Raw genomic sequence first — 19,164 nt, 5'->3', positions numbered from 1 at the left:
TGCTCAAGCATGCAGGCGCGCCTCGCCGCTACCGTCGATGTTGTCGACGCAGCGGCCACACACGTGGCCGTGGCCGGCGTGGGTGCCGACGTCGGCACGGTAGTGCCAGCAGCGGTCACACTTCTCGTGCGCCGACGGGGTCACGGAGATGGCAGTGGCGTCGCCTTCGCTAACGCCGACGCGGGACACCATCAGCACGAACTTCAGGTCGTCGCCCAAGCTGGCCAGATGCTGGAACAGCTCGCCGGCGGCGGTCACATCCAGCTCGGCCTGCAGCGAAGAGCCCAGCTGATCGGCGCTACGCAGCGCTTCGATTTCCTTGTTCACCTGGGCGCGGAACTCGCGGATGGCCTGCCATTTGGCCACCAGCGCAGCTTCGGCACCGGCAGTGGGGTTCGGGAACTCGTGCCATACATGGAACAGCGGCGTTTCTTCTTCGCTGCCCAGCAGCACTTCCCACGCCTCGTCGGCGGTGAAGCACAGGATCGGCGACAGCAGCAACAGCAGGCTGCGGGTAATGTGGTACAGCGCGGTCTGCGCGCTGCGACGGGCGGCGCTGTCGGCTTGGGTGGTGTACAGGCGATCCTTCAGGATGTCGAGGTAGAACGCCCCCAGATCTTCCGAGCAGTAGGTGACGATTTCCTGCACCGCGTGGTGGAAAGCGTAGCGCGGGTACAGTTCGCCGGTGATTTTCTCCTGCATTTCCTTGGCCATCATCAGCGCGTAGCGATCGATCTCGCTCAGGCGCTCGTACGGCACGGCGTGTTCCATCGGGTCGAAATCCGACAGGTTCGCCAGCAGGAAGCGCAGCGTGTTGCGCAGGCGGCGGTAGCTTTCGGTCACGCGCTTCAGGATCTCGTCGGAGATCGCCAGCTCGCCGGAGTAATCGGTCGACGCTACCCACAGGCGCAGGATGTCGGCGCCCAGGCTGTCGTTCACCTTCTGCGGTGCCACCACGTTGCCCTTGGACTTCGACATCTTCAGGCCCTTGCCGTCCACCACGAAGCCGTGGGTCAGCAGCTGCTGGTACGGTGCGCGGCCGATGGTGGCGCAACCGGTAAGCAGCGAGGACTGGAACCAGCCGCGGTGCTGGTCGGAGCCTTCCAGGTACAGGTCGGCCGGCCATGCCAGCTCGGCGCGCTGCTTGAGCACGGCAAAGTGAGTGGAGCCGGAGTCAAACCACACGTCCAGCGTGTCGGTGAGCTTGCGGTAGTTGGCCGCGTCGTCGCCCAGCAGCTCGGCGGCGTCCAGGCTGAACCAGGCTTCGATGCCCTGCTTCTCGATGCGCAGCGCCACTTGTTCCAGCAGCTCGGCCGAACGCGGGTGCAGCTCGCCGCTTTCCTTGTGGATGAAGAAGGTCATCGGCACGCCCCAGTTACGCTGGCGCGACACGCACCAGTCCGGGCGGTTGCCGATCATGGCTTCCAGGCGGGCGCGGCCCCAGGCCGGGAAGAACTCGGTGCTGTCTACCGCCTGCTTGGCACGCTGGCGCAGTACCTGGCCGTCGTTGCCGGCTTTGTCCATGCCGATGAACCACTGCGGCGTGGCGCGGAAGATGATCGGGGTTTTGTGACGCCAGCAGTGCGGGTAGCTGTGCAGCAGCTTGTCCACGTGCACCAGCGCGCTACGCTCGGTCAGCGTCTCGATGACTTTGGGGTTGGCTTCCCAGATGGTGAGGCCGGCAAACAGCTCGGTGCCGGTCTTGTAGCGACCGTTGTCGGCTACCGGGTTGTCTACCGGAATACCGTAAGCCTGGCCGACCTGGAAATCTTCCAGACCGTAGGCCGGGGCGGTATGCACCAGGCCGGTACCGGCGTCGGTGGTAACGTGATCGCCGCAGATCACCGGTACTTCGCGGGCGTAGAACGGGTGCGCAAAGCGGATCAGCTCCAGCTGCTGGCCACTGGTTTCGCCCAGCACGGTCCAGCTATCCACGCCGTAGCGCTTCATGGTGGCTTCCACTAGGTCTTTGGCCAGGATCAGCTTGCCCTTGGCGCTGTCCACCAGCTGGTAGGCCAGCTTGGCGCTAACCGAAATCGCCTGGTTGGCCGGCAGCGTCCACGGCGTGGTGGTCCAGATTACCGCCATGGCGCCGTCAACGTTGGCCGCACCAAAGGCTGACGCCAGCTTGTCGGCATCGACCACGCGGAAGCCCACGTCGATGGCCGGCGAGGTCTTGTCTTCGTATTCCACTTCGGCTTCGGCCAGCGCGGAGCCACACTCGATGCACCAGTGCACCGGCTTTTCGCCCTTGATCAGGTAACCGTTCTCGAAGATTTTGCCCAGGGTGCGCACGATGTCGGCTTCAGTCTTGAAGTCCATCGTCAGGTACGGGTTGTCCCAGTCGCCCAGCACGCCCAGACGGATGAAGTCTTTCTTCTGGCGGGCGATCTGCTCGTGCGCGTACTCGCGGCACAGCTCGCGGAATTTGGCCGCCGGAATGTCCTTGCCATGCAGCTTTTCCACCATCAGTTCGATAGGCAGACCGTGGCAGTCCCAGCCCGGTACGTACGGGGCATCGAAACCGGACAGCGTCTTGGAGCGGACAATGATGTCCTTCAGCACCTTGTTCACCGCGTGACCGATGTGGATATCACCGTTGGCGTACGGCGGGCCGTCGTGCAGGATGAATTTGGGGCGGCCGGCGGCCAACTTGCGCAGCTTCTGGTAACGCTGCTGCTCGGCCCAGCGCTTCAGCCAGGCGGGTTCGCGTTTGGCCAGGTCACCGCGCATGGGAAACGGGGTGTCCAGCAGGTTGACGGTTTTACGGTAGTCGATGCTCATGCCTGATCTCGTTGCAAACTGGTCAAATAGGTTCTGGCGCTGGCAGCGTCGCGTTCAATCTGCGCTACCAGCTCGTTCAGATCATCATAGCGCGCTTCATCGCGCAGCTTTTTCAGGAAGTGCACCGAGATCCGCTGGCCGTAAAGGTCGCCATGGAAATCGAACAGGTGCACTTCCAGCTTGTAATTCTGGGTATCGGTCACGGTCGGGTTGCGGCCAAGACTGGCGACGCCACCCAGGCGCCCGTGCGGGGTGTCCACTTCGACCACGAAGATGCCTTCCAGTGCCGGCCGGCGATGCGGCAGATGCACATTGGCGGTGGGAAAGCCGATGGTACGGCCCAGCTTCTGCCCGTGCATCACCTTGCCACTGATCTGGTAAGGCCGCCCCAGCAAACGGGTGGCGCTGTCTAGGTCACCTGCGGCCAACCTGTCGCGCACCAGCGTGCTGGAAGCACGCTCGCCAGCCACCAGTACCGATGGCATGGCCTCGGTCACAAAGCCGGCATGCTGCTGCAGCAGGGCAAAATCGCCTTTGCGGTCTGCGCCAAACTGGAAATCATCGCCGATCAGCAGGTAGCGGGTTTGCAGCTCCTGCAGCAGTACCTGGTCGATAAACTGGCCGGCTGCCATACGCGAAAACGCATGGTTAAAGCGGTAGATGAACACGTAGTCCACCTGCTCGCGCTCGGCCAGAAACAACAATTTGTCGCGCAGCACGGACAACCGGGCTGGCGGGGTACCGCGGGCAAAGAACTCGCGTGGATGCGGTTCAAAAGTCAGTAACGCGCTGGGCAGGCCGCGCGCAGCCGCTTCTTCCCGCAGGCGGGCCAGCATGCGCTGGTGCCCGAGATGGACTCCGTCAAAATTACCGATGGTTAGCGCACACGGCGGCAAGGCAAAGCGGCGGGGGTTCCCCAAAAACGCACGCATGGGCGGCTCGATGATCGATCAAAACATCCGATTTTAACCACCCTACCCCAACATTGCCAGCCATCGGGAAAAACAAAAAAGCCCCGGCAAAACCGGGGCTTTTGCAGAAGATGCAGCAGATTACTGCTGAACTTCCTTGGCGGTTTCCACGTTCACGTCGAAGCGACGGTCGCCAGCCAGGCAAGCGATCAGGTCAGCACGCTTCTTGAATTTCTTGGCGGTGCATTCTGCGGTCAGTTTGGCTTCGGATTCGCCTTTGCCAACAGCAGTCACTTTGTCGGCCGGAATGCCGGCAGCAACGAAGTAGTCTTTAACGGCGTTAGCACGTTTTTCGGACAGGGCCTGGTTGTACTTCTCGGAACCCAGGTAGTCGGTATGGCCTTCAACAGAAACCGACTTCAGCAGTTTATCGGCTTTCAGGCTGGAAACCAGTGCTTCCAGTTGCTGGTTGCCAGCAACGATCTGGGCGCTATTGAAACCGAACAGGCCTTCAGCGGACAGGCTAACGGTCTTGATAACGGTTTGCACTTTCGGTGCTACCACTACCGGAGCCGGTTTCGGCGCCGGTGCAACAACTACCGGCTTGGCCGGTTCACGGTCACCACACTCGACCAGGCCATCACGAGCCTTGTCGTAAGTGGTCGGCAGTTTCCAGCATTCGCCGTAGGCGTTTTTCACAACCGGGGAGCCGTCAGCCTGGGTGTAGCCCTGGTTAGCGGCAAAAGCGGTGCTGGTCAGCATCAGGGTAGCCAGCAGAGCGCTCAGCTTGATCGATTTTTTCATTCTTACTTCCTCTTTGTTGAAACGCGTTCAGCCATGATTTAAACAGACTGTGACAGCCCGCTTAACGCAGCACTACAGAACGTATGACGAAAATTATGGCAACAATCGGTAGATCATTTTCCGTGACTATAGGTAAGCCGCTTGCCGTATGTCAACGCCAAGCGCGCAAAGTTCACACAAAAACACAACACCTTTCAGCCATATTTTATCGAAACCTATAAGGCAAAGTTGCGATCAAACAACAGATGCAACACGTCGTTTCAATAAAGGAACAGGTTGCAACACGGTGGCCTGATACTGCTCGCTGAAGTCATCCAGGCCGGCCAGCGCCTGCGCCGCATCACGATCGGCACGTACGGCAAAGGCATCAAAACCGACTTGTGCCATGTACGACAGCTGATCGCGCAGCACATCGCCAACGGCCCGCAGCTCGCCTTCAAAGCCCAGCCGCTCGCGTAACAGGCGGGCGATGCTGTAGCCGCGGCCATCTGCAAAACCCGGAAACTCTACAGCGATCAGCGTCAGCGTTGACAACTTGTCGCCCAGTGCAGCGGGGTCCTGATCCGGTGCCAGCCACACCGCAGTGCGGCCGCTGCGCGCCGATGGGTTGCTTTCAAGATAGACCGCCAGCGGCAAAATGACATCTTCCTGAGCAGAAAATGCTTCCTCTGCATCGCGCACCAGGCGCCAGTTATCGTCGCTGACGACGGCGCGATTTTTAATGAGATTTTGCATACACGCGCTCCTTGAACGGCTCGATGCCGATACGGCGTACGGTTTCGATGAAGCGCTCTCCTTCTTGGCGCTGCTCGACGTACAGGGTCATGATCTTTTCAAACGCAGCGGGCACATCCGCCTGCGCGAACGACGGGCCGATCACCTTGCCGATGGCAGTGTAGTTGCCCTGGCTACCGCCCAGGGTGATCTGGTACCACTCCTGGCCGTTCTTATCGACGCCCAGAATGCCGATATTGCCGATGTGATGGTGACCACAGGCATTCATGCAGCCGGAAAAATTGCAGTCGATGTCGCCCAGATCGAACAGGTAATCAAGGTCGTCAAATTTGCGTTGGATGGCCTCGGCCACCGGGATGGAGCGTGCGTTGGCCAGGTCACAGAAGTCACCGCCGGGACAGCAGATGATGTCGGTCAGCAGGCCGATGTTCGGCGTGGCAAAGCCGTGCTCGCTCGCCAGTTGCCACACGGTGTACAGGTCGCTTTCCTTGACGTCCGGCAGAATCAGGTTCTGCTCGTGCGCAGAACGGATCTCGCCAAAACCGAAGCGGTCGGCCATGTCGGCCACCACGTCCATCTGGTCGGCGGTGATATCGCCCGGCGGCACGCCGGTTTTCTTCAGCGACAGCACCACCGAGCGGTAACCAGCACGTTTGTGAGCGCGGGTATTGCGCTCTACCCAGCGGGCAAAGGCGGGTTCGGCCAGTTTGTCGGTGAACTCGGCAGGGTTGGCCGCCAGTGTTTCATAGGCCGGGTCGGTAAAGAAGCTGGCATAGTAAGCCACATCGGCGTCTGTCAGCGTGGACGGGCCGTCTTTCAGATGCAGCCACTCGTCTTCCACCTTGGCAGCAAAGCCTTCCACGGTCATCGCTTGTACCAGGATCTTGATGCGGGCCTTGTACTTGTTGTCACGACGGCCGTAGCGGTTGTACACGCGCAGCACGGCGTCCAGGTAGGTGAGCAGATGCTGCGGCGGCAGGAACTCGCGCACCACTTTGCCGACAATCGGGGTACGGCCGAGGCCACCACCCACCAACACGCGGAAGCCGACTTCACCGGCGTCGTTGCGTACTACGTGCAGGCCGATGTCGTGCACCTGGGTGGCGGCACGGTCGTCGGCGCTACCGGACACGGCGATCTTGAACTTGCGCGGCAGGTAGGCGAACTCAGGGTGCAGCGTGCTCCACTGGCGGATGATCTCGCAGTAGGCGCGGCCATCGATCAGCTCGTCGGCAGCCACACCGGCAAAGGCGTCGGTGGTGGTATTGCGCACACAATTACCAGAGGTCTGGATGGCATGCATTTCCACGTCGGCCAGCTCGGCCAGGATGTCCGGCACGCGGCCCAGTTCCGGCCAGTTGAACTGGATATTCTGGCGCGTGGTGAAGTGGCCGTAGCCACGGTCGTACGTGCGGGCAATGTGGGCCAGCTTGCGCATCTGGCTGCTGGACAGGTGGCCGTAGGGAATGGCGACGCGCAACATGGGCGCGTGACGCTGGATATACAGGCCGTTCATCAGGCGTAGCGGGCGGAATTCTTCTTCCGACAACTCGCCGGCCAGATAACGCTGGGTCTGGCTGCGGAACTGCTCTACCCGCTCGCGCACCAGGCGGAAATCGACTTCATCGTACTTGTACATGCAAAGCTCTCTCGGTGGGGGTTGGCCGCATACCGCGGCCAACGTATGCCTGTCAGGCCGGGCGCTTGAGCGGGCTGGCTTTTACGTGCAAACCACACTCTTTGGATTCGGGGTTTTCCCACCACCAGCGGCCGGCGCGAACGTCTTCACCGATGGCGATGGGGCGGGTACAGGGAGCACAGCCGATGGACGGCACGTGCTTGTCGTGCAGGGCGTTGTACGGCACGTTGTGCTCGCGAATGAAGGCCCAGATGTCTTTTTCGGTCCACTCGATCAGCGGGTTGTATTTCATCAGGCCGTTGTCTGCGTCGTGCTCGCGGTCACCCAGGTCTTGCCGTGTCGGCGACTGCTGACGGCGCAAGCCGGTAATCCAGGCATCCAGACCGGACAGTGCCCGCTTGAGCGGCTCGATCTTGCGGATGTGACAACAGGACTTGCGCAGCTCGACACTGTTGTAGAAGGCGTTGATACCGTTGGCGTTGACGTAAGCTTCCAGCGCGCTGGCGTCCGGGTAGTAAACGCGGATCGGGTAGGCCGGGTAGGCTTCACCCACCTTCTGCATCAGCTCGTAGGTTTCCACCGGCAGACGGCCGGTATCGAGGCTGAAGATACGGATGGGCAGGGACAGTTTGGCAATCAGGTGGGTCAGCACCATATCTTCGGCGCCAAAGCTGTTAGCCAGGGCCACGCTGCCGTGCGTGCGGGCAATTTCCTGCAGCAGGGCTTCGGTCTGGGCAAGCTTGTCGGCAAGGCTCATCGGGTGCCTCCTGGGCATACGGACAGAGTGTGCCATGGTAGCCAAAGGCTTTAAATCGGAAAAGAATATTGTGTTAGTATTTAATTACTTTCGGTTTTAAAGGGACGCGCGATGAAATTGCAGCAATTACGCTATCTGGTGGAAGTGGCCAAGCAGGGGCTGAACGTGTCGGAAGCCGCCGAAAAACTGCACACCTCCCAACCCGGCATTTCCAAGCAGATCCGTCTGCTGGAGGACGAGCTGGGCATCCAGGTATTCATCCGCAACGGCAAACGCGTGGTCGCCGTATCCGAGCCGGGCAAAGAGGTGCTGCGCATCTCGGAACGCATCCTGCGCGAAGCACAAAACCTGAAGCGCGTCGGCGACGAGTTTTCCAAGGAAGCCGAAGGCGCGCTGACCATCGCCACCACGCACACCCAGGCCCGCTACGCGCTGCCATCCGTGATCGCCGAATTCGTGCGCCGCTATCCCAAGGTACGCCTGTCGATCAAGCAGGGCAGCCCGACCCAGATCTGCGACATGGTGGTATCGGGCGAAGCCGACCTGGCCATCGCCACCGAAGGCATTGCGCTGTACAAGGAACTGGCAATGCTGCCCTGCTACGAGTGGAACCGCAGCATCGTGGCGCCTGCCGGCCACCCGCTGCTGGCGCTGGGCCGCCCGCTGACACTCGAAGACATCGCCAGCTACCCGATCATTACTTACGATTTTGCCTTTGCCGGGCGCTCGCGCATCAACCAGGCCTTCACCGACGCGGGAAAAGCGCCGAACGTGGTGCTGACCGCCATCGATACCGACGTCATCAAGACCTACGTCAAGCTGGGCCTGGGCGTCGGCATCATCGCCAGCATGGCGTTTGAGCCGGAGCGTGATATCGGCTTGCAAGCGCTGGACGCCAGCCACCTGTTCGAGCCGTCCACCACCAAGATCGGCATCCGCAAGGATGCTTACCTGCGCGGCTACGCTTACACCTTCATCGAACTGTTTGCGCCGCACCTGCACCGCAAGGAAGTCGACAGCGCACTGCATCACGGCGACGACGAGGAATAAAGCACGCCGTGTCGGGCGCGCCTTACCGGCAAGCGCCCATGAAAAAACCCGCCACCAGGCGGGTTTTTTTGCAGCTAGCCTTGCGGCCAACCTTACAGCGTCAGACCACCCGTCACTTCGATGGCAGCACCGTTAATGTAGCTGGCTTCGTCGGAGGCCAGCCAAGCGTACACGTTGGCGATCTCTTCCGGCTGCGCCATGCGCTTCATCGGTACCTTGTCTTCCATGGCCTGGATCACTTTTTCCGGCATGGATTTCAGGATCGGGGTAGCCACAAAGCCCGGACATACCGCGTTGGCACGAATGCCCTTCTTGCCCAGTTCCTTGGCCCAGGTTTTCACAAAGCCGATCACGCCGAACTTGGACGCAGCGTAGTTAGTCTGGCCAAAGTTGCCGTACACACCCACTACCGACGACGCGTTCAGGATCACGCCGGCGCCTTGCTCGATCATGGTGTCCACTACTGCTTTGGTGCAGTTGTAAACGCCCTTCAGGTTGATGTCGATCACCTTGTCGAACTGGTCTTCGGTCATCTTGATCAGCTGGGCATCCATCACGATACCGGCGTTGTTAACCAGCACGTCAATGCGACCGAACTGGGTTTTCAGCGCGCCAACCATGTCGGCGATCTGGGCCTTGTCGGTCACGTCAACCTTGTAGCCTACTGCTTCGCCGCCGGCAGCTTTCAGCTCTTCCACCACGGCGTTGACGGCGTCCAGATTGATGTCGCACACGGCAACGATGGCGCCTTCCTTGATGAATTTCTCGGCAGTGGCCTTACCGATGCCGCTGGCACCGCCGGTAATGATGGAGACTTTCCCTTTCAAGCGCATAATTCTTCCTTTGCATTCAGTTGCAGGCGACCCGATTGTCGACCGGACTTCCTCCACCATCGACCTTCCTTGGGCCGAGTCCCTGTTTTTATTGTCTGTCTTCTCATGTTATGTGTGGCGCGTCGCTGCCGGTTTTGCAGCGCACAACCATCTTGCGCTGCAATATAGCGCATGGCTACGCGGACGGTAAAGCAAACGCTCTACCAAGTTCCGTAAACGGCAAGCCAGCTGTGGCGCCTTTATCGCAGCGCAAAAAAAAGGCAGCTGACGCTGCCTTTTTGCTGCCCCTGCACATGCCGTGCAGATGATGCAATATGATTACTCCAGACCTTTGCTGGCCAGGTAGTCTTCGTAGTTGCCGGTGTAGTAGTCGTAGCCGCCGTTGCCATCCAGTTCCAGGATATGGGTGGCCAGCGAGCTGACGAACTGACGGTCATGCGAAACAAAGATCAGGGTGCCCTTGTACTTTTCCAGCGCCATGTTTAGGGCTTCGATGGATTCCATGTCCATGTGGTTAGTCGGTTCATCCATGATCATCACGTTCGGCTTCTGCAGCAGCAGCTTGCCGTACAGCATGCGGCCTTTCTCGCCACCGGACAGTACGCGTACGGCTTTGTCCACGTCGTTGCTGCCAAACAGCAGACGGCCCAGCGTACCGCGAATCACTTGCTCGTCGTCGCCTTCCTGGCCCCACTCGCGCATCCATTCGGTCAGCGTACGGTCGGAATCGAACTCGGCTTCGTGATCCTGCGCGAAGTAGCCGATCTGAGCCTTTTCTGCCCACTTGATCATGCCGGCATCGGCGGCAATGCCTTCGGCCAGCGACGCCTCGAAAGCGCCGGCCAGCAGTTTCACCAGCGTGGACTTACCGGCACCGTTCGGGCCGATGATGGCCAGGCGTGCGCCGGCTTCCAGAATGAAGCTCAGGTCTTTCAGCAGTACCTTCTTGTCGTAAGCCTTGCACAGTGCATCCACTTCCACTGCCTGACGGTGCAGCTTGAACTTGTCGTCCATCTCGAAACGGATGAACGGGCTCTGGCGGCTGGACGGCTTCACTTCCACCATGTCTGCCTTCAGCTTGTCCACTTGCTTCAGACGGCTGGTGGCCTGACGTGCCTTGGATTTGTTGGCCGAGAAGCGGGCCACGAATTCCTGCAGTTCCTGGATACGTTCCTTGGCCTTGCTGTTGGACGCCAGCTGGCGCTCGCGGGCCTGGGTGGACGCGATCATGTAATCGTCGTAGTTACCCGGGTAGATGCGGATGGTGTTGTAGTCCAGGTCGGCCATGTGGGTGCACACCGAGTTCAGGAAGTGTCGGTCATGCGAAATGATGATCATGGTGGAGTTGCGCTCGTTCAGCACGTGCTCCAGCCAACGGATGGTGTTGATGTCCAGGTTGTTGGTCGGTTCGTCCAGCAGCAGGATGTCCGGGTTGGAGAACAGTGCCTGGGCCAGCAGCACGCGCAGTTTCCAGCCAGGCGCCACTTCGCTCATCGGGCCGAAATGCTGCTCGACCGGAATGCCGACACCCATCAGCAGCTCGCCAGCGCGGGCTTCGGCGGTGTAGCCGTCGTACTCGGCAAACTTGGCCTCCAGTTCGGCGGCATGCATGTAGTCGTCTTCGGTCGCTTCCGGGTTGGCGTAGATGGCATCACGCTCGCTCATCGCTGCCCACATTTCGATATGACCTTGCAGTACCACGTCGATAACGCGCTGGTCTTCGTAGGCAAACTGGTCCTGACGCAGTTTACCCAGACGCAGGCCGCTTTCGATGGCGACTTCACCGCTGCTCTGCTCCAGGTCGCCGCCCAGGATCTTCATGAAAGTGGATTTGCCGGAGCCGTTGGCACCGATCAGGCCATAGCGGTTACCTTCGCCGAATTTGACCGAAACTTTCTCGAAAAGCGGCTTGGCGCCGAACTGCATGGTAATGTTGCTTGTCGTAATCACGCGGATAATTCCTCTGCCAGTCTCTGAATGTGAACCGGAAAACCGTGCATTTTAGCACAAAATCCCTTGCAATCAGCGTGTTGCGGCCAACGTGCATTGCTTGCGCCGCAATAGCGGAATTCCGCTACAATCAGTCATCCCATTCAATCCACTTCATATAGGCAGAAGCTATGCTTACCGGCAGCCTTGTTGCTCTGGTCACCCCGATGTTCGAGGACGGCCAGGTCGATTTCGAATCGCTCAAACGTCTCGTAGATTTCCACATCGATAACGGTACCGACGGCATTGTGGCCGTGGGCACAACCGGCGAATCCGCCACGCTGGGCGTGGAAGAACACATCAAAGTAGTCGAGGCCGTGGCCAAGCATGCCGCCGGCCGCGTGACCGTGGTAGCCGGTACCGGCGCCAACTCCACCGCCGAAGCCATCGAACTGGCACGCTTGGCCAAATCTGCCGGCGCCAGCCAAACCCTGTCCGTGGTGCCGTACTACAACAAGCCCACCCAGGAAGGCATCTACCAGCACTTCCGTACCATCGCCGAAGCGGTGGATATTCCGGTGATCCTGTACAACGTGCCGGGCCGTACCGTCGCCGACATGAGCAACGACACCGCGCTGCGCCTGGCCCAGATCGACAACATCGTTGGCCTGAAAGACGCCACCGGCGATATCGGCCGCGCTTGCGACCTGGTGCTGCGCGCACCGGCAGACTTTGCACTGTACTCCGGCGACGACGCCACCGGCATGGCTTTCATGCTGTGCGGCGGCCATGGCGTGATTTCTGTCACCGCCAACGTGGCGCCCAAGCTGATGAGCCAGCTGTGTGTAGCGGCGCGCGGTGGTGATACCGCAGCCGCCCGCGCCATCAACGACCAGCTGCAAGGCCTGCACAAGCAGCTGTTCTGCGAGCCAAACCCGATTCCAGCCAAATGGGCGCTGCACCGCCTGGGCCTGATGCCGGCCGGCCTGCGCCTGCCGCTGACCCCGCTGAGCCAGGGTGCCATCGCCACGGTGGAAGCCGCCATGAAACAGGCCAACGTCCTGTAAACCATGAAGCCCGCAATGAACAAAACCCTGATTTCCGGCCTGCTGTGCGCAGGCCTGCTGAGCGCTTGTGCCAGCAGCTCTTCCGACCTCAAATACGAGTTCAAGTCGGATACGCCCAAAACCAAGACCTCGCTGGAAGTACCGCCGGACCTGTCGGCGCCCACACAGCAGGACCGCTACCCCATTCCGCAGGTCAGCACCAAGACCACGCCAGGCGCCACTGCACCAGCTGCGACCAACACCACGACGGTTGCCAAAGGTGCCACGGTAGAACGCGCAGGCACCCAACGCTGGCTGAGCGTACCAGGCAAGAGCCCGGCCGAGGTATGGCCGCTGCTGAAAGCCTTCTGGCAAGACAATGGCTTTGTTATCCAGAACGAAAACCCGGATATCGGTTACATGGAAACCGACTGGGCGGAAAACCGTGCCAAGCTGGGCAGTACCGTGGTACGCGGCCTGCTGGAAACCGTCGGTTTGGGTAGCGTGATGTCCACACCTGAACGGGACCGCTTCCGCATCCGTATCGAGAAAACCGAAACCGGCACCGATGTGTTCTTCAGCCACCAGGGCATGTACGAGATTTACATCAACGAAGCCAAGGAAGATACCCGCTGGCAGCCGCGCCCGACCGATCCGGAAATGGAAGCCGTCTTCCTGAGCCGCTTCTTGGTCCGTCTGGGCGTCGATGAAGCTGACGCCAGCAAAGCGGTTGCTCAGTCGCAAGCAGCCACCGAGGTACGCGCTCGTCTGGACAATGGTGCCATTGTGCTGAACGACGGTTTCGACCGCGCTTGGCGCCGTGTCGGCCTGGCACTGGAACACAACGGCCTGGCCATTACCGACCGCGACCGTACCCTGGGCGCTTACTTTGTGCAGCCGGCAACGGACGAAGTCCAGAAAGCCAACGCTGACAAGAAAGACAGTAGTAGCGTCATGTCCAAGCTAGCGTTCTGGAAAGGCAAAGAGCAACCGGCCACCCCGGTCAGCAGCAACCTGCGTGTACAGCTGACCCGTGTGGGCGACAGCCAGGTACGCGTGGAAGTGCGCACCGCCGACAACCAGCCCGCTACCGACAAAGGCCTGCAGACCCTGCTGCAGCAAATGGTCAACGAGCTGAAGTAAGTTTCCGGCCCGCTTGCCGGGCCTGACAAAACAAAGCCCGCTGTCGCAAGACAGCGGGCTTTTCTTATGCGGCCAACCCTGGCTCAGATGGTTTTCGAATACCGCGCCGTGGTGCTGCGCTCGCGCAGGTGGCGGTCGAACACCATGGCGATATTGCGGATCAGGAAACGGCCTTTCGGCGCCACCATCAGGAAGTCGCCATCGAAGGTCAACAGCCCTTCTTGCTGGAAAGCACGAATCTTCGGTAACTCGTCGGCAAAGTAGTCGGCAAAATTGATGGCGAAGGTCTGCTCGATGGCCTCTACCGACAGCGAGAAACGGCACATCAGCGCCTGGATCACGCTGCGGCGCAGGATGTCATCCTGGGTCAGCGTCATGCCACGCAGTACCGGCAGGTGGCCGGCATCCAGCGCTGCATAGTAGGCGTCCAGTTCTTTCTCGTTCTGCGTGTAACAGGGGCCGATCTTGCCGATGGACGACACACCCAGGCCGATCATGTCGCAATCGGCGTGCGTGGAGTAACCCTGGAAGTTACGCTGCAGCCGGCCTTGCTGCAGCGCACGGGTCAGCTCGTCGTCCGGCTTGGCAAAATGGTCCATGCCGATGAACACATAGCCGGCTTCGGCCAGTTGCTGTACCGAGTTCTGCAGGATGTCCAGTTTGGTGGCGGCCGACGGCAGCTCGTCCTCATTGATGCGGCGTTGCGGCATGAACACCGACGGCAAGTGCGCGTAGTTGTACAGCGCAATCCGGTCTGGCGACATCGCAATCACCCGGCTGACGGTGTTTTCCAGCGAGTGCGCCGTCTGCTTGGGCAGGCCGTAGATCAGGTCCACGCTGATGGACTTGAAACCCGCTTCGCGCGCCGCGTCCATCACCACCCGGGTTTCCTCTTCACTCTGGATGCGGTTCACCGCCTGCTGTACAGCCGGGTCGAAGTCCTGGATACCGATGCTCATGCGGTTGAAGCCCAGCCGCGCCAGGTGCAGTACGGTGTCGCGGCCAACCTTGCGCGGGTCGATCTCGATCGAGAACTCGCCCTCCGGCAGCAGTTCGAAATGCTGGCGGATGATACCCATTACCCGGTCAAGCTGCGCGTCGGACAAGAACGTAGGCGTACCGCCGCCAAAATGCAGCTGGATAACCTTCTCGCGACCACCCAGCTTCTGCGCCACCAGGCGGATTTCCTTTTCCAGATAGTCCAGGTAGGCATCGGCGCGGCTTTTGTCTTTGGTAATGATCTTGTTACAGCCGCAGTAGTAGCAGATGGTGTTGCAGAATGGCACATGCACGTACAACGAGATCGGGCGATGGTTGGCACCGATGGCGCGCTGTTCCAGCCAGTGTTCGTATTCGCCAACACCGAAACCGCCGTGAAAGCGGTCTGCCGTCGGGTAGGACGTGTAGCGCGGGCCGGAGCCTTCCAGCCTTTCGATGAGTTCTCTATCGAATACACACTGCGTCGGCGTGAAATTTATGGTGGGTGTCATAATTAATCTGGTTGGAAAACCGGTGGTGGGCTGGTAAATTTGCGGCATTGACACTTTTTTGGCTTTGACGCGCATCAAGCGAGGCCACTTGCTTGGCGAAAACCACGCTATGACCGACCACAATCACTCTTTGCACACACTCAAGGTGTCGTGCTCCAACTGCAGCCTGCGCGAGCTGTGCCTGCCGGTAGGCTTGAACCGCGATGAGATGGCGCAACTGGACGCCGTGATCCGTCAAAGCCGCCGCCTGAAACGCGGCGAATACCTGTTCCGCTCCGGCGAGGGGTTCCGTTCGCTATATGCGGTACGCACCGGCTATTTCAAGACCTGTGTTTCCAGCCAGGACGGCCGCGAACAGGTTACCGGCTTCCACATGTCCGGCGAGCTGATGGGCCTGGACGGCATCTCGTCCAACCTGCACGGCTGCGATGCCATCGCGCTGGAAGACAGCGAAGTGTGCGAACTGCCGTTCAACCGCATGGAGACCCTGGGCCGCGACATCCCCAGCCTGCAGCACCACTTCTTCCGCCTGATGAGCCGCGAGATCGTGCGCGACCAGTCGGTGATGCTGCTGCTGGGCAATATGAAAGCCGAAGAGCGCCTGGCGGCCTTCCTGCTGAACCTGTCGCAACGCCTGTCGGCGCGCGGCTTTGCCGCCAACGACTTCATTCTGCGCATGAGCCGCGAAGAAATCGGCAGCTTCCTGGGCCTGAAGCTGGAAACCGTCAGCCGCACGCTGTCCAAGTTCCAGCAGCAAGGCTGGCTAGCCGTGGACCACAAGCACATCCAGCTGCTGAAGCCGGAAGAGCTGAAGCAACTGGTGGCAGGCTGCTCGCAAGCCCAGCACTAAGCCCGCCAGTCTGCCAAGACCACGCCCCGCCTAGCGCGGGGCGTTTTGCTGGGTGTTACAACACACCAATGGCCAGCGCTGCGGCCAAGGTAGCGCCCAGTTCGGCGGCAGCGGCCAGATCCTCAGCGCCGGGTTGGCCGCGCACACACAAGGTGGGCAGTGCCTGACGCCAGCCGTAGCCGGTGGCAATACGGCTGATGGCACGCTCGGCGCCGCCACCATCGTTACCGGCACTGATCAGCAAGGCCCAAGGCAGGCCCTCGGTGCGACCTTGCGCGGGGTAATAGGTGCGATCGAGAAAATCCTTCAGCGCACCCGACATGTAGCCAAAGTTTTCCGGCGTGGCGAGCAATAGCGCCTGGCAGCCCAGCAAGTCGTCGATGCCGGCCTGCAGCGCCGGCAGCATGCGTACCGTCACGCCGTCTTCGGCACGGGCAGCGTTGGCCGCCGCCTCGGCCAGCGCCAGCGTATTGCCGCTCTGGCTACTCCACACCAGCAGCAAGGTCTTCATGGCCCCAGCCTCGCCAGCAACGGTGTCAGCAGCGTGGGTTGCGGCCAACTATCGGGCACCACGAAGCCGCGCGCCACCTCGTACCAGTCGCCGTCGGCGCCCGCTTGCAGCTCGGCCAGCAGCCACGGCGTGTCACTGCCGGCCAGGCTGGCACGCATGGCCGTTTCGTCCAGCGTCATGTCGACCTCGCAACGGGCCGGCGCCAGCCATTGCAGCCGCGGCAAGGCCCGCCAGCGGCTACCGGGCTGCGCGGGCCAGGTGTCGCCCTGCCGGCGCCACCAACCACGGCAGGCGGCCTCGGAAAGCGCAGCATCGAGTGGAGCGGGATGATCGGGAAAGAACAGCCAGCCGGTGAGCAGACTATAGGCCGGCGCCTCGTCAAACCCCGGTGGCAGCACGGCGGCAGGGTGACGCGATAGCGCCAGCTGCTGGCCCAGTTTGCGGTATTTCAGCCACCAGGCGTCGCGCAGGCCAGGCCCCACCAGCGCGTGGGGCGGCGCGGCCAACTGCAGGTAGAACTTGCTGGCGGTTTCCAGGTGGCAAGGTTGGCCGTTGATACGCAGCAGGAAATCGAACTCGCCGACGGTACGGCCATCAACGCGCACCGGCAGGTTGGCCGCCACCAGTTCGATATGCGGCGCCAGCCGGCACCAGAACGCCAGCAACGCCTCGGCGTACAAGCCCAGCCGGCGGGTGGGATGCGCCGCCAGCCAGGCCAGCAGCGGCGCCGGGTTGGCGTCCAGTGCCTGTAGCTGCGGCCAACCCGCCGGCCCCAGCAGGCTACCTGCCGGCAGCGCTGCCCCGCTATGCCACGGCGGTGGCGCGGTCAGCAAATAGGCCAGGTCGCGCACCGGCTGCTGGCGCAGGGTCAGACACGCCGCCAGCGCCGGTGACACGGTGTTACTCCTGTTCCGGCCGACGCAGCGGTTTGCCGTCGGCGGCACGTTGCACCTGCTTGAAGAAGCCGCGCAGGATGTCGATTTCCTCGCGCAGCACGCCGGCGCGGTTGAACAGGGCGCGCATGCGGCGCATCAGACGCTCACTGTTGCGACGCTCGAAGTAGCCGATCTGTGCCATGGTCTGGTCGAGGTGGCCGCACATGCCTTCCACCTCCGCCATGGTGGCGGCCTCGCCTTCCGGCTTCAGGTAATTGACGTCGAAGCCGGTGTGGCTGAACAGCTCGTAGGTCATCACCTGAACCGCCATCGCCAGGTTCAGCGAGAAGTAATCGGGGTTGCCCGGCACCGTGATCAGGCGGTTGCACAGTTCCACTTCCTCGATCGACAGGCCGAAGGTCTCGTTGCCGAACACCAGCGCCACCTGCTCGCCGTCGCGTGCCCGGGCAATCAGCTCCGGCGCGGTCTCGCGCGGGGTGGACAGCGGGGTGGTGAGTTCGCGGCGGCGGCTGGTCAGCGCGCAGGCCACGGTAACGTCGGCCAGCGCTTCCACCAGCGTCGGCACCACGGTAGCGTGCTGCAGCACATCTACCGCGCCGGAGGCCAACACGTTGGCCTCTTCGCTGGGAAACACTTTCGGTTCAACCAGATACAGGCGGGTGAGGCCCATGGTTTTCATCGCCCGCGCCGCCGAGCCGATGTTGCCCGGGTGATTGGGCCGCGCCAGCACGACGCGAATGTTCTTTAAAAAATCAGGTACTTGGGGTTTATTCATCGGGTAATTTTGAGTAGAATCGCGGGCTATTCAAAAACACTGCGGCCAACGCGGTGTTTTTCGTTCCTTAACCCAGACAGTTTACGACCAGCGCGCAACCCGCAAGGGCGGCGCTTGTCGTCATGATTTTAGAGGCCGTCAATGCATCCAATGCTCAATGTCGCGGTAAAAGCCGCTCGCCGTGCAGCCAACGTTATCCAGCGTGCATCGCTGAACCTGGATACCGTGCGTGTTGAAAAGAAAAAACACAACGACTTCGTGACCGAGGTCGACAAGGCTGCCGAACAAGCCATCATTGAGGTCATCCTGGATGCTTATCCGAAACACGCTATCTTAGCAGAAGAGACCGGCGGCCGCGGTCTGGGTAGCTCCGAGTACGAGTGGATCATCGACCCGCTGGATGGCACCACCAACTTCATCCACGGCCATCCGCAGTACTGCATTTCCATCGCGCTGGCACACCGCGGCCAGATCCAGCAAGCCGTAGTCTACGACCCGAACCGTAACGACATGTTCACCGCCAGCCGTGGCGTGGGCGCGTTCCTGAACGACCGCCGCATCCGTGCGTCCAAGCGCGTCAACATGAATGAATGCTTGATCGCTACCGGCTTCCCGGTAGTTGACCAGAGCATGCTGGATACCCACCTGGCCATCCTGAAAGACGTGATCGGCAAAACCGCCGGCGCCCGTCGCGAAGGCTCCGCCGCGCTGGACCTGTGCAACGTGGCCTGCGGTCGCGTAGACGGTTTCTTCGAATTCAACCTGAAGCCGTGGGACATCGCCGCCGGCAGCCTGATCGTGCAAGAAGCCGGTGGTATCGTCACCGACATGCACGGCGAGCAAACTTGGTTTGAAAGCGGCGACATCGTGGCCGCGCCGCCGAAAGTCCTGGGCCAGCTGCTGCCGCTGATCGCCCCGCACGTGAAGAGCGCCTAAGTCGCCCTTCCCCGCTAACGCCCCCGCGCTGCTTGCAGCCGGGGGCGTTGTCGTTACGGGAACCGCTGCGCCACT

The 19,164-nt window shown here is 61.1% G+C and carries 17 protein-coding genes; 5 read left to right on the top strand and 12 right to left on the bottom strand.

Features of this window, described 5'->3' with window-relative positions:
• Nucleotides 1–3: 3 nt before the first annotated feature.
• The 6 genes from ileS to FLQ03_RS06315 form a co-directional block, all read right to left on the bottom strand.
• Entirely contained in the window at nt 4–2,784 is a 2,781-nt protein-coding gene (gene ileS / locus FLQ03_RS06340; RefSeq protein ID WP_144372532.1) for an isoleucine--tRNA ligase, read from the bottom strand.
• Nucleotides 2,781–3,716: a bifunctional riboflavin kinase/FAD synthetase gene (locus FLQ03_RS06335; protein WP_144372531.1), complete on the bottom strand. Its 936-nt coding sequence runs from the start codon at nt 3,714–3,716 to the stop codon at nt 2,781–2,783. Before FLQ03_RS06335 ends, ileS begins: the two co-directional genes overlap by 4 nt.
• 120 nt (nt 3,717–3,836) lie before the next feature.
• Nucleotides 3,837–4,499 carry an OmpA family protein gene (locus FLQ03_RS06330; protein WP_144372530.1) on the bottom strand — a complete coding sequence of 221 codons (663 nt, stop codon included), beginning with the start codon at nt 4,497–4,499 and terminating at the stop codon, nt 3,837–3,839.
• A 234-nt stretch (nt 4,500–4,733) separates the two neighbouring features.
• Complete coding sequence (locus FLQ03_RS06325; protein ID WP_144372529.1) at nt 4,734–5,234, bottom strand: DUF934 domain-containing protein; 501 nt, start codon at nt 5,232–5,234, stop codon at nt 4,734–4,736.
• Nucleotides 5,218–6,873, bottom strand: a complete 1,656-nt coding sequence (locus FLQ03_RS06320; protein WP_144372528.1) for a nitrite/sulfite reductase — start codon at nt 6,871–6,873, stop codon at nt 5,218–5,220. Before FLQ03_RS06320 ends, FLQ03_RS06325 begins: the two co-directional genes overlap by 17 nt.
• Nucleotides 6,874–6,925: 52 nt before the next feature.
• Nucleotides 6,926–7,630, bottom strand: a complete 705-nt coding sequence (locus FLQ03_RS06315) for a phosphoadenylyl-sulfate reductase (RefSeq protein ID WP_144372527.1) — start codon at nt 7,628–7,630, stop codon at nt 6,926–6,928.
• Nucleotides 7,631–7,741: 111 nt separating this feature from the next.
• Between FLQ03_RS06315 and cysB the strand changes: the two genes are divergently transcribed.
• Nucleotides 7,742–8,680 (top strand): HTH-type transcriptional regulator CysB, encoded by a 939-nt coding sequence (gene cysB, locus FLQ03_RS06310; protein ID WP_144372526.1) that lies wholly within the window; start codon nt 7,742–7,744, stop codon nt 8,678–8,680.
• Between the two features lie 92 nt (nt 8,681–8,772).
• Here cysB and fabG read toward each other — a convergent pair whose 3' ends face one another.
• A complete protein-coding gene (gene fabG, locus FLQ03_RS06305) occupies nt 8,773–9,513 on the bottom strand; it encodes a 3-oxoacyl-ACP reductase FabG (RefSeq protein ID WP_144372525.1) in 741 nt (246 codons plus the stop codon).
• 318 nt (nt 9,514–9,831) lie between these two features.
• A complete protein-coding gene (locus tag FLQ03_RS06300) occupies nt 9,832–11,463 on the bottom strand; it encodes an ABC-F family ATPase (RefSeq protein WP_144372524.1) in 1,632 nt (543 codons plus the stop codon).
• Between the two features lie 170 nt (nt 11,464–11,633).
• Between FLQ03_RS06300 and dapA the strand changes: the two genes are divergently transcribed.
• On the top strand, nt 11,634–12,509 hold the full coding sequence (dapA, locus tag FLQ03_RS06295; protein WP_144372523.1) for a 4-hydroxy-tetrahydrodipicolinate synthase: 876 nt from the start codon (nt 11,634–11,636) through the stop codon (nt 12,507–12,509).
• Nucleotides 12,510–12,524: 15 nt separating this feature from the next.
• The gene (gene bamC / locus FLQ03_RS06290) at nt 12,525–13,631 is read left to right on the top strand and encodes an outer membrane protein assembly factor BamC (RefSeq protein WP_144372522.1); all 1,107 of its coding nucleotides are present in this window, start codon (nt 12,525–12,527) and stop codon (nt 13,629–13,631) included.
• An 83-nt stretch (nt 13,632–13,714) separates the two neighbouring features.
• Here bamC and hemN read toward each other — a convergent pair whose 3' ends face one another.
• Complete coding sequence (gene hemN, locus FLQ03_RS06285; protein ID WP_144372521.1) at nt 13,715–15,121, bottom strand: oxygen-independent coproporphyrinogen III oxidase; 1,407 nt, start codon at nt 15,119–15,121, stop codon at nt 13,715–13,717.
• Nucleotides 15,122–15,230: 109 nt separating this feature from the next.
• On the opposite strand from hemN, the gene fnr reads away from it, so the two are divergent.
• On the top strand, nt 15,231–15,971 hold the full coding sequence (gene fnr, locus FLQ03_RS06280) for a fumarate/nitrate reduction transcriptional regulator Fnr (protein ID WP_144372520.1): 741 nt from the start codon (nt 15,231–15,233) through the stop codon (nt 15,969–15,971).
• Nucleotides 15,972–16,026: 55 nt separating this feature from the next.
• Here the strand turns inward: fnr and FLQ03_RS06275 are convergent, their stop codons facing one another.
• Genes FLQ03_RS06275 through FLQ03_RS06265 form a run of 3 tightly spaced genes read right to left on the bottom strand, consistent with a single transcriptional unit; the run spans nt 16,027 to nt 18,153 of the window.
• Entirely contained in the window at nt 16,027–16,482 is a 456-nt protein-coding gene (locus FLQ03_RS06275) for a flavodoxin family protein (protein WP_144372519.1), read from the bottom strand.
• On the bottom strand, nt 16,479–17,378 hold the full coding sequence (locus FLQ03_RS06270) for a DUF1853 family protein (RefSeq protein ID WP_240802212.1): 900 nt from the start codon (nt 17,376–17,378) through the stop codon (nt 16,479–16,481). The genes FLQ03_RS06275 and FLQ03_RS06270 overlap by 4 nt, the downstream gene beginning before the upstream one ends.
• Before the next feature lie 4 nt (nt 17,379–17,382).
• Nucleotides 17,383–18,153, bottom strand: a complete 771-nt coding sequence (locus FLQ03_RS06265) for an RNA methyltransferase (protein WP_144372518.1) — start codon at nt 18,151–18,153, stop codon at nt 17,383–17,385.
• Nucleotides 18,154–18,294: 141 nt separating this feature from the next.
• Here FLQ03_RS06265 and FLQ03_RS06260 point away from each other — a divergent pair, with 141 nt between their 5' ends.
• Nucleotides 18,295–19,089 carry an inositol monophosphatase family protein gene (locus FLQ03_RS06260; RefSeq protein ID WP_144372517.1) on the top strand — a complete coding sequence of 265 codons (795 nt, stop codon included), beginning with the start codon at nt 18,295–18,297 and terminating at the stop codon, nt 19,087–19,089.
• Nucleotides 19,090–19,164: the final 75 nt, after the last annotated feature.

Origin of the sequence: Vogesella urethralis (assembly GCF_007644045.2) — a bacterium.
GTDB classification, from domain to species: Bacteria; Pseudomonadota; Gammaproteobacteria; order Burkholderiales; family Chromobacteriaceae; genus Vogesella; species Vogesella urethralis.
This window is presented reverse-complemented; position numbering and strand designations above follow the sequence as displayed.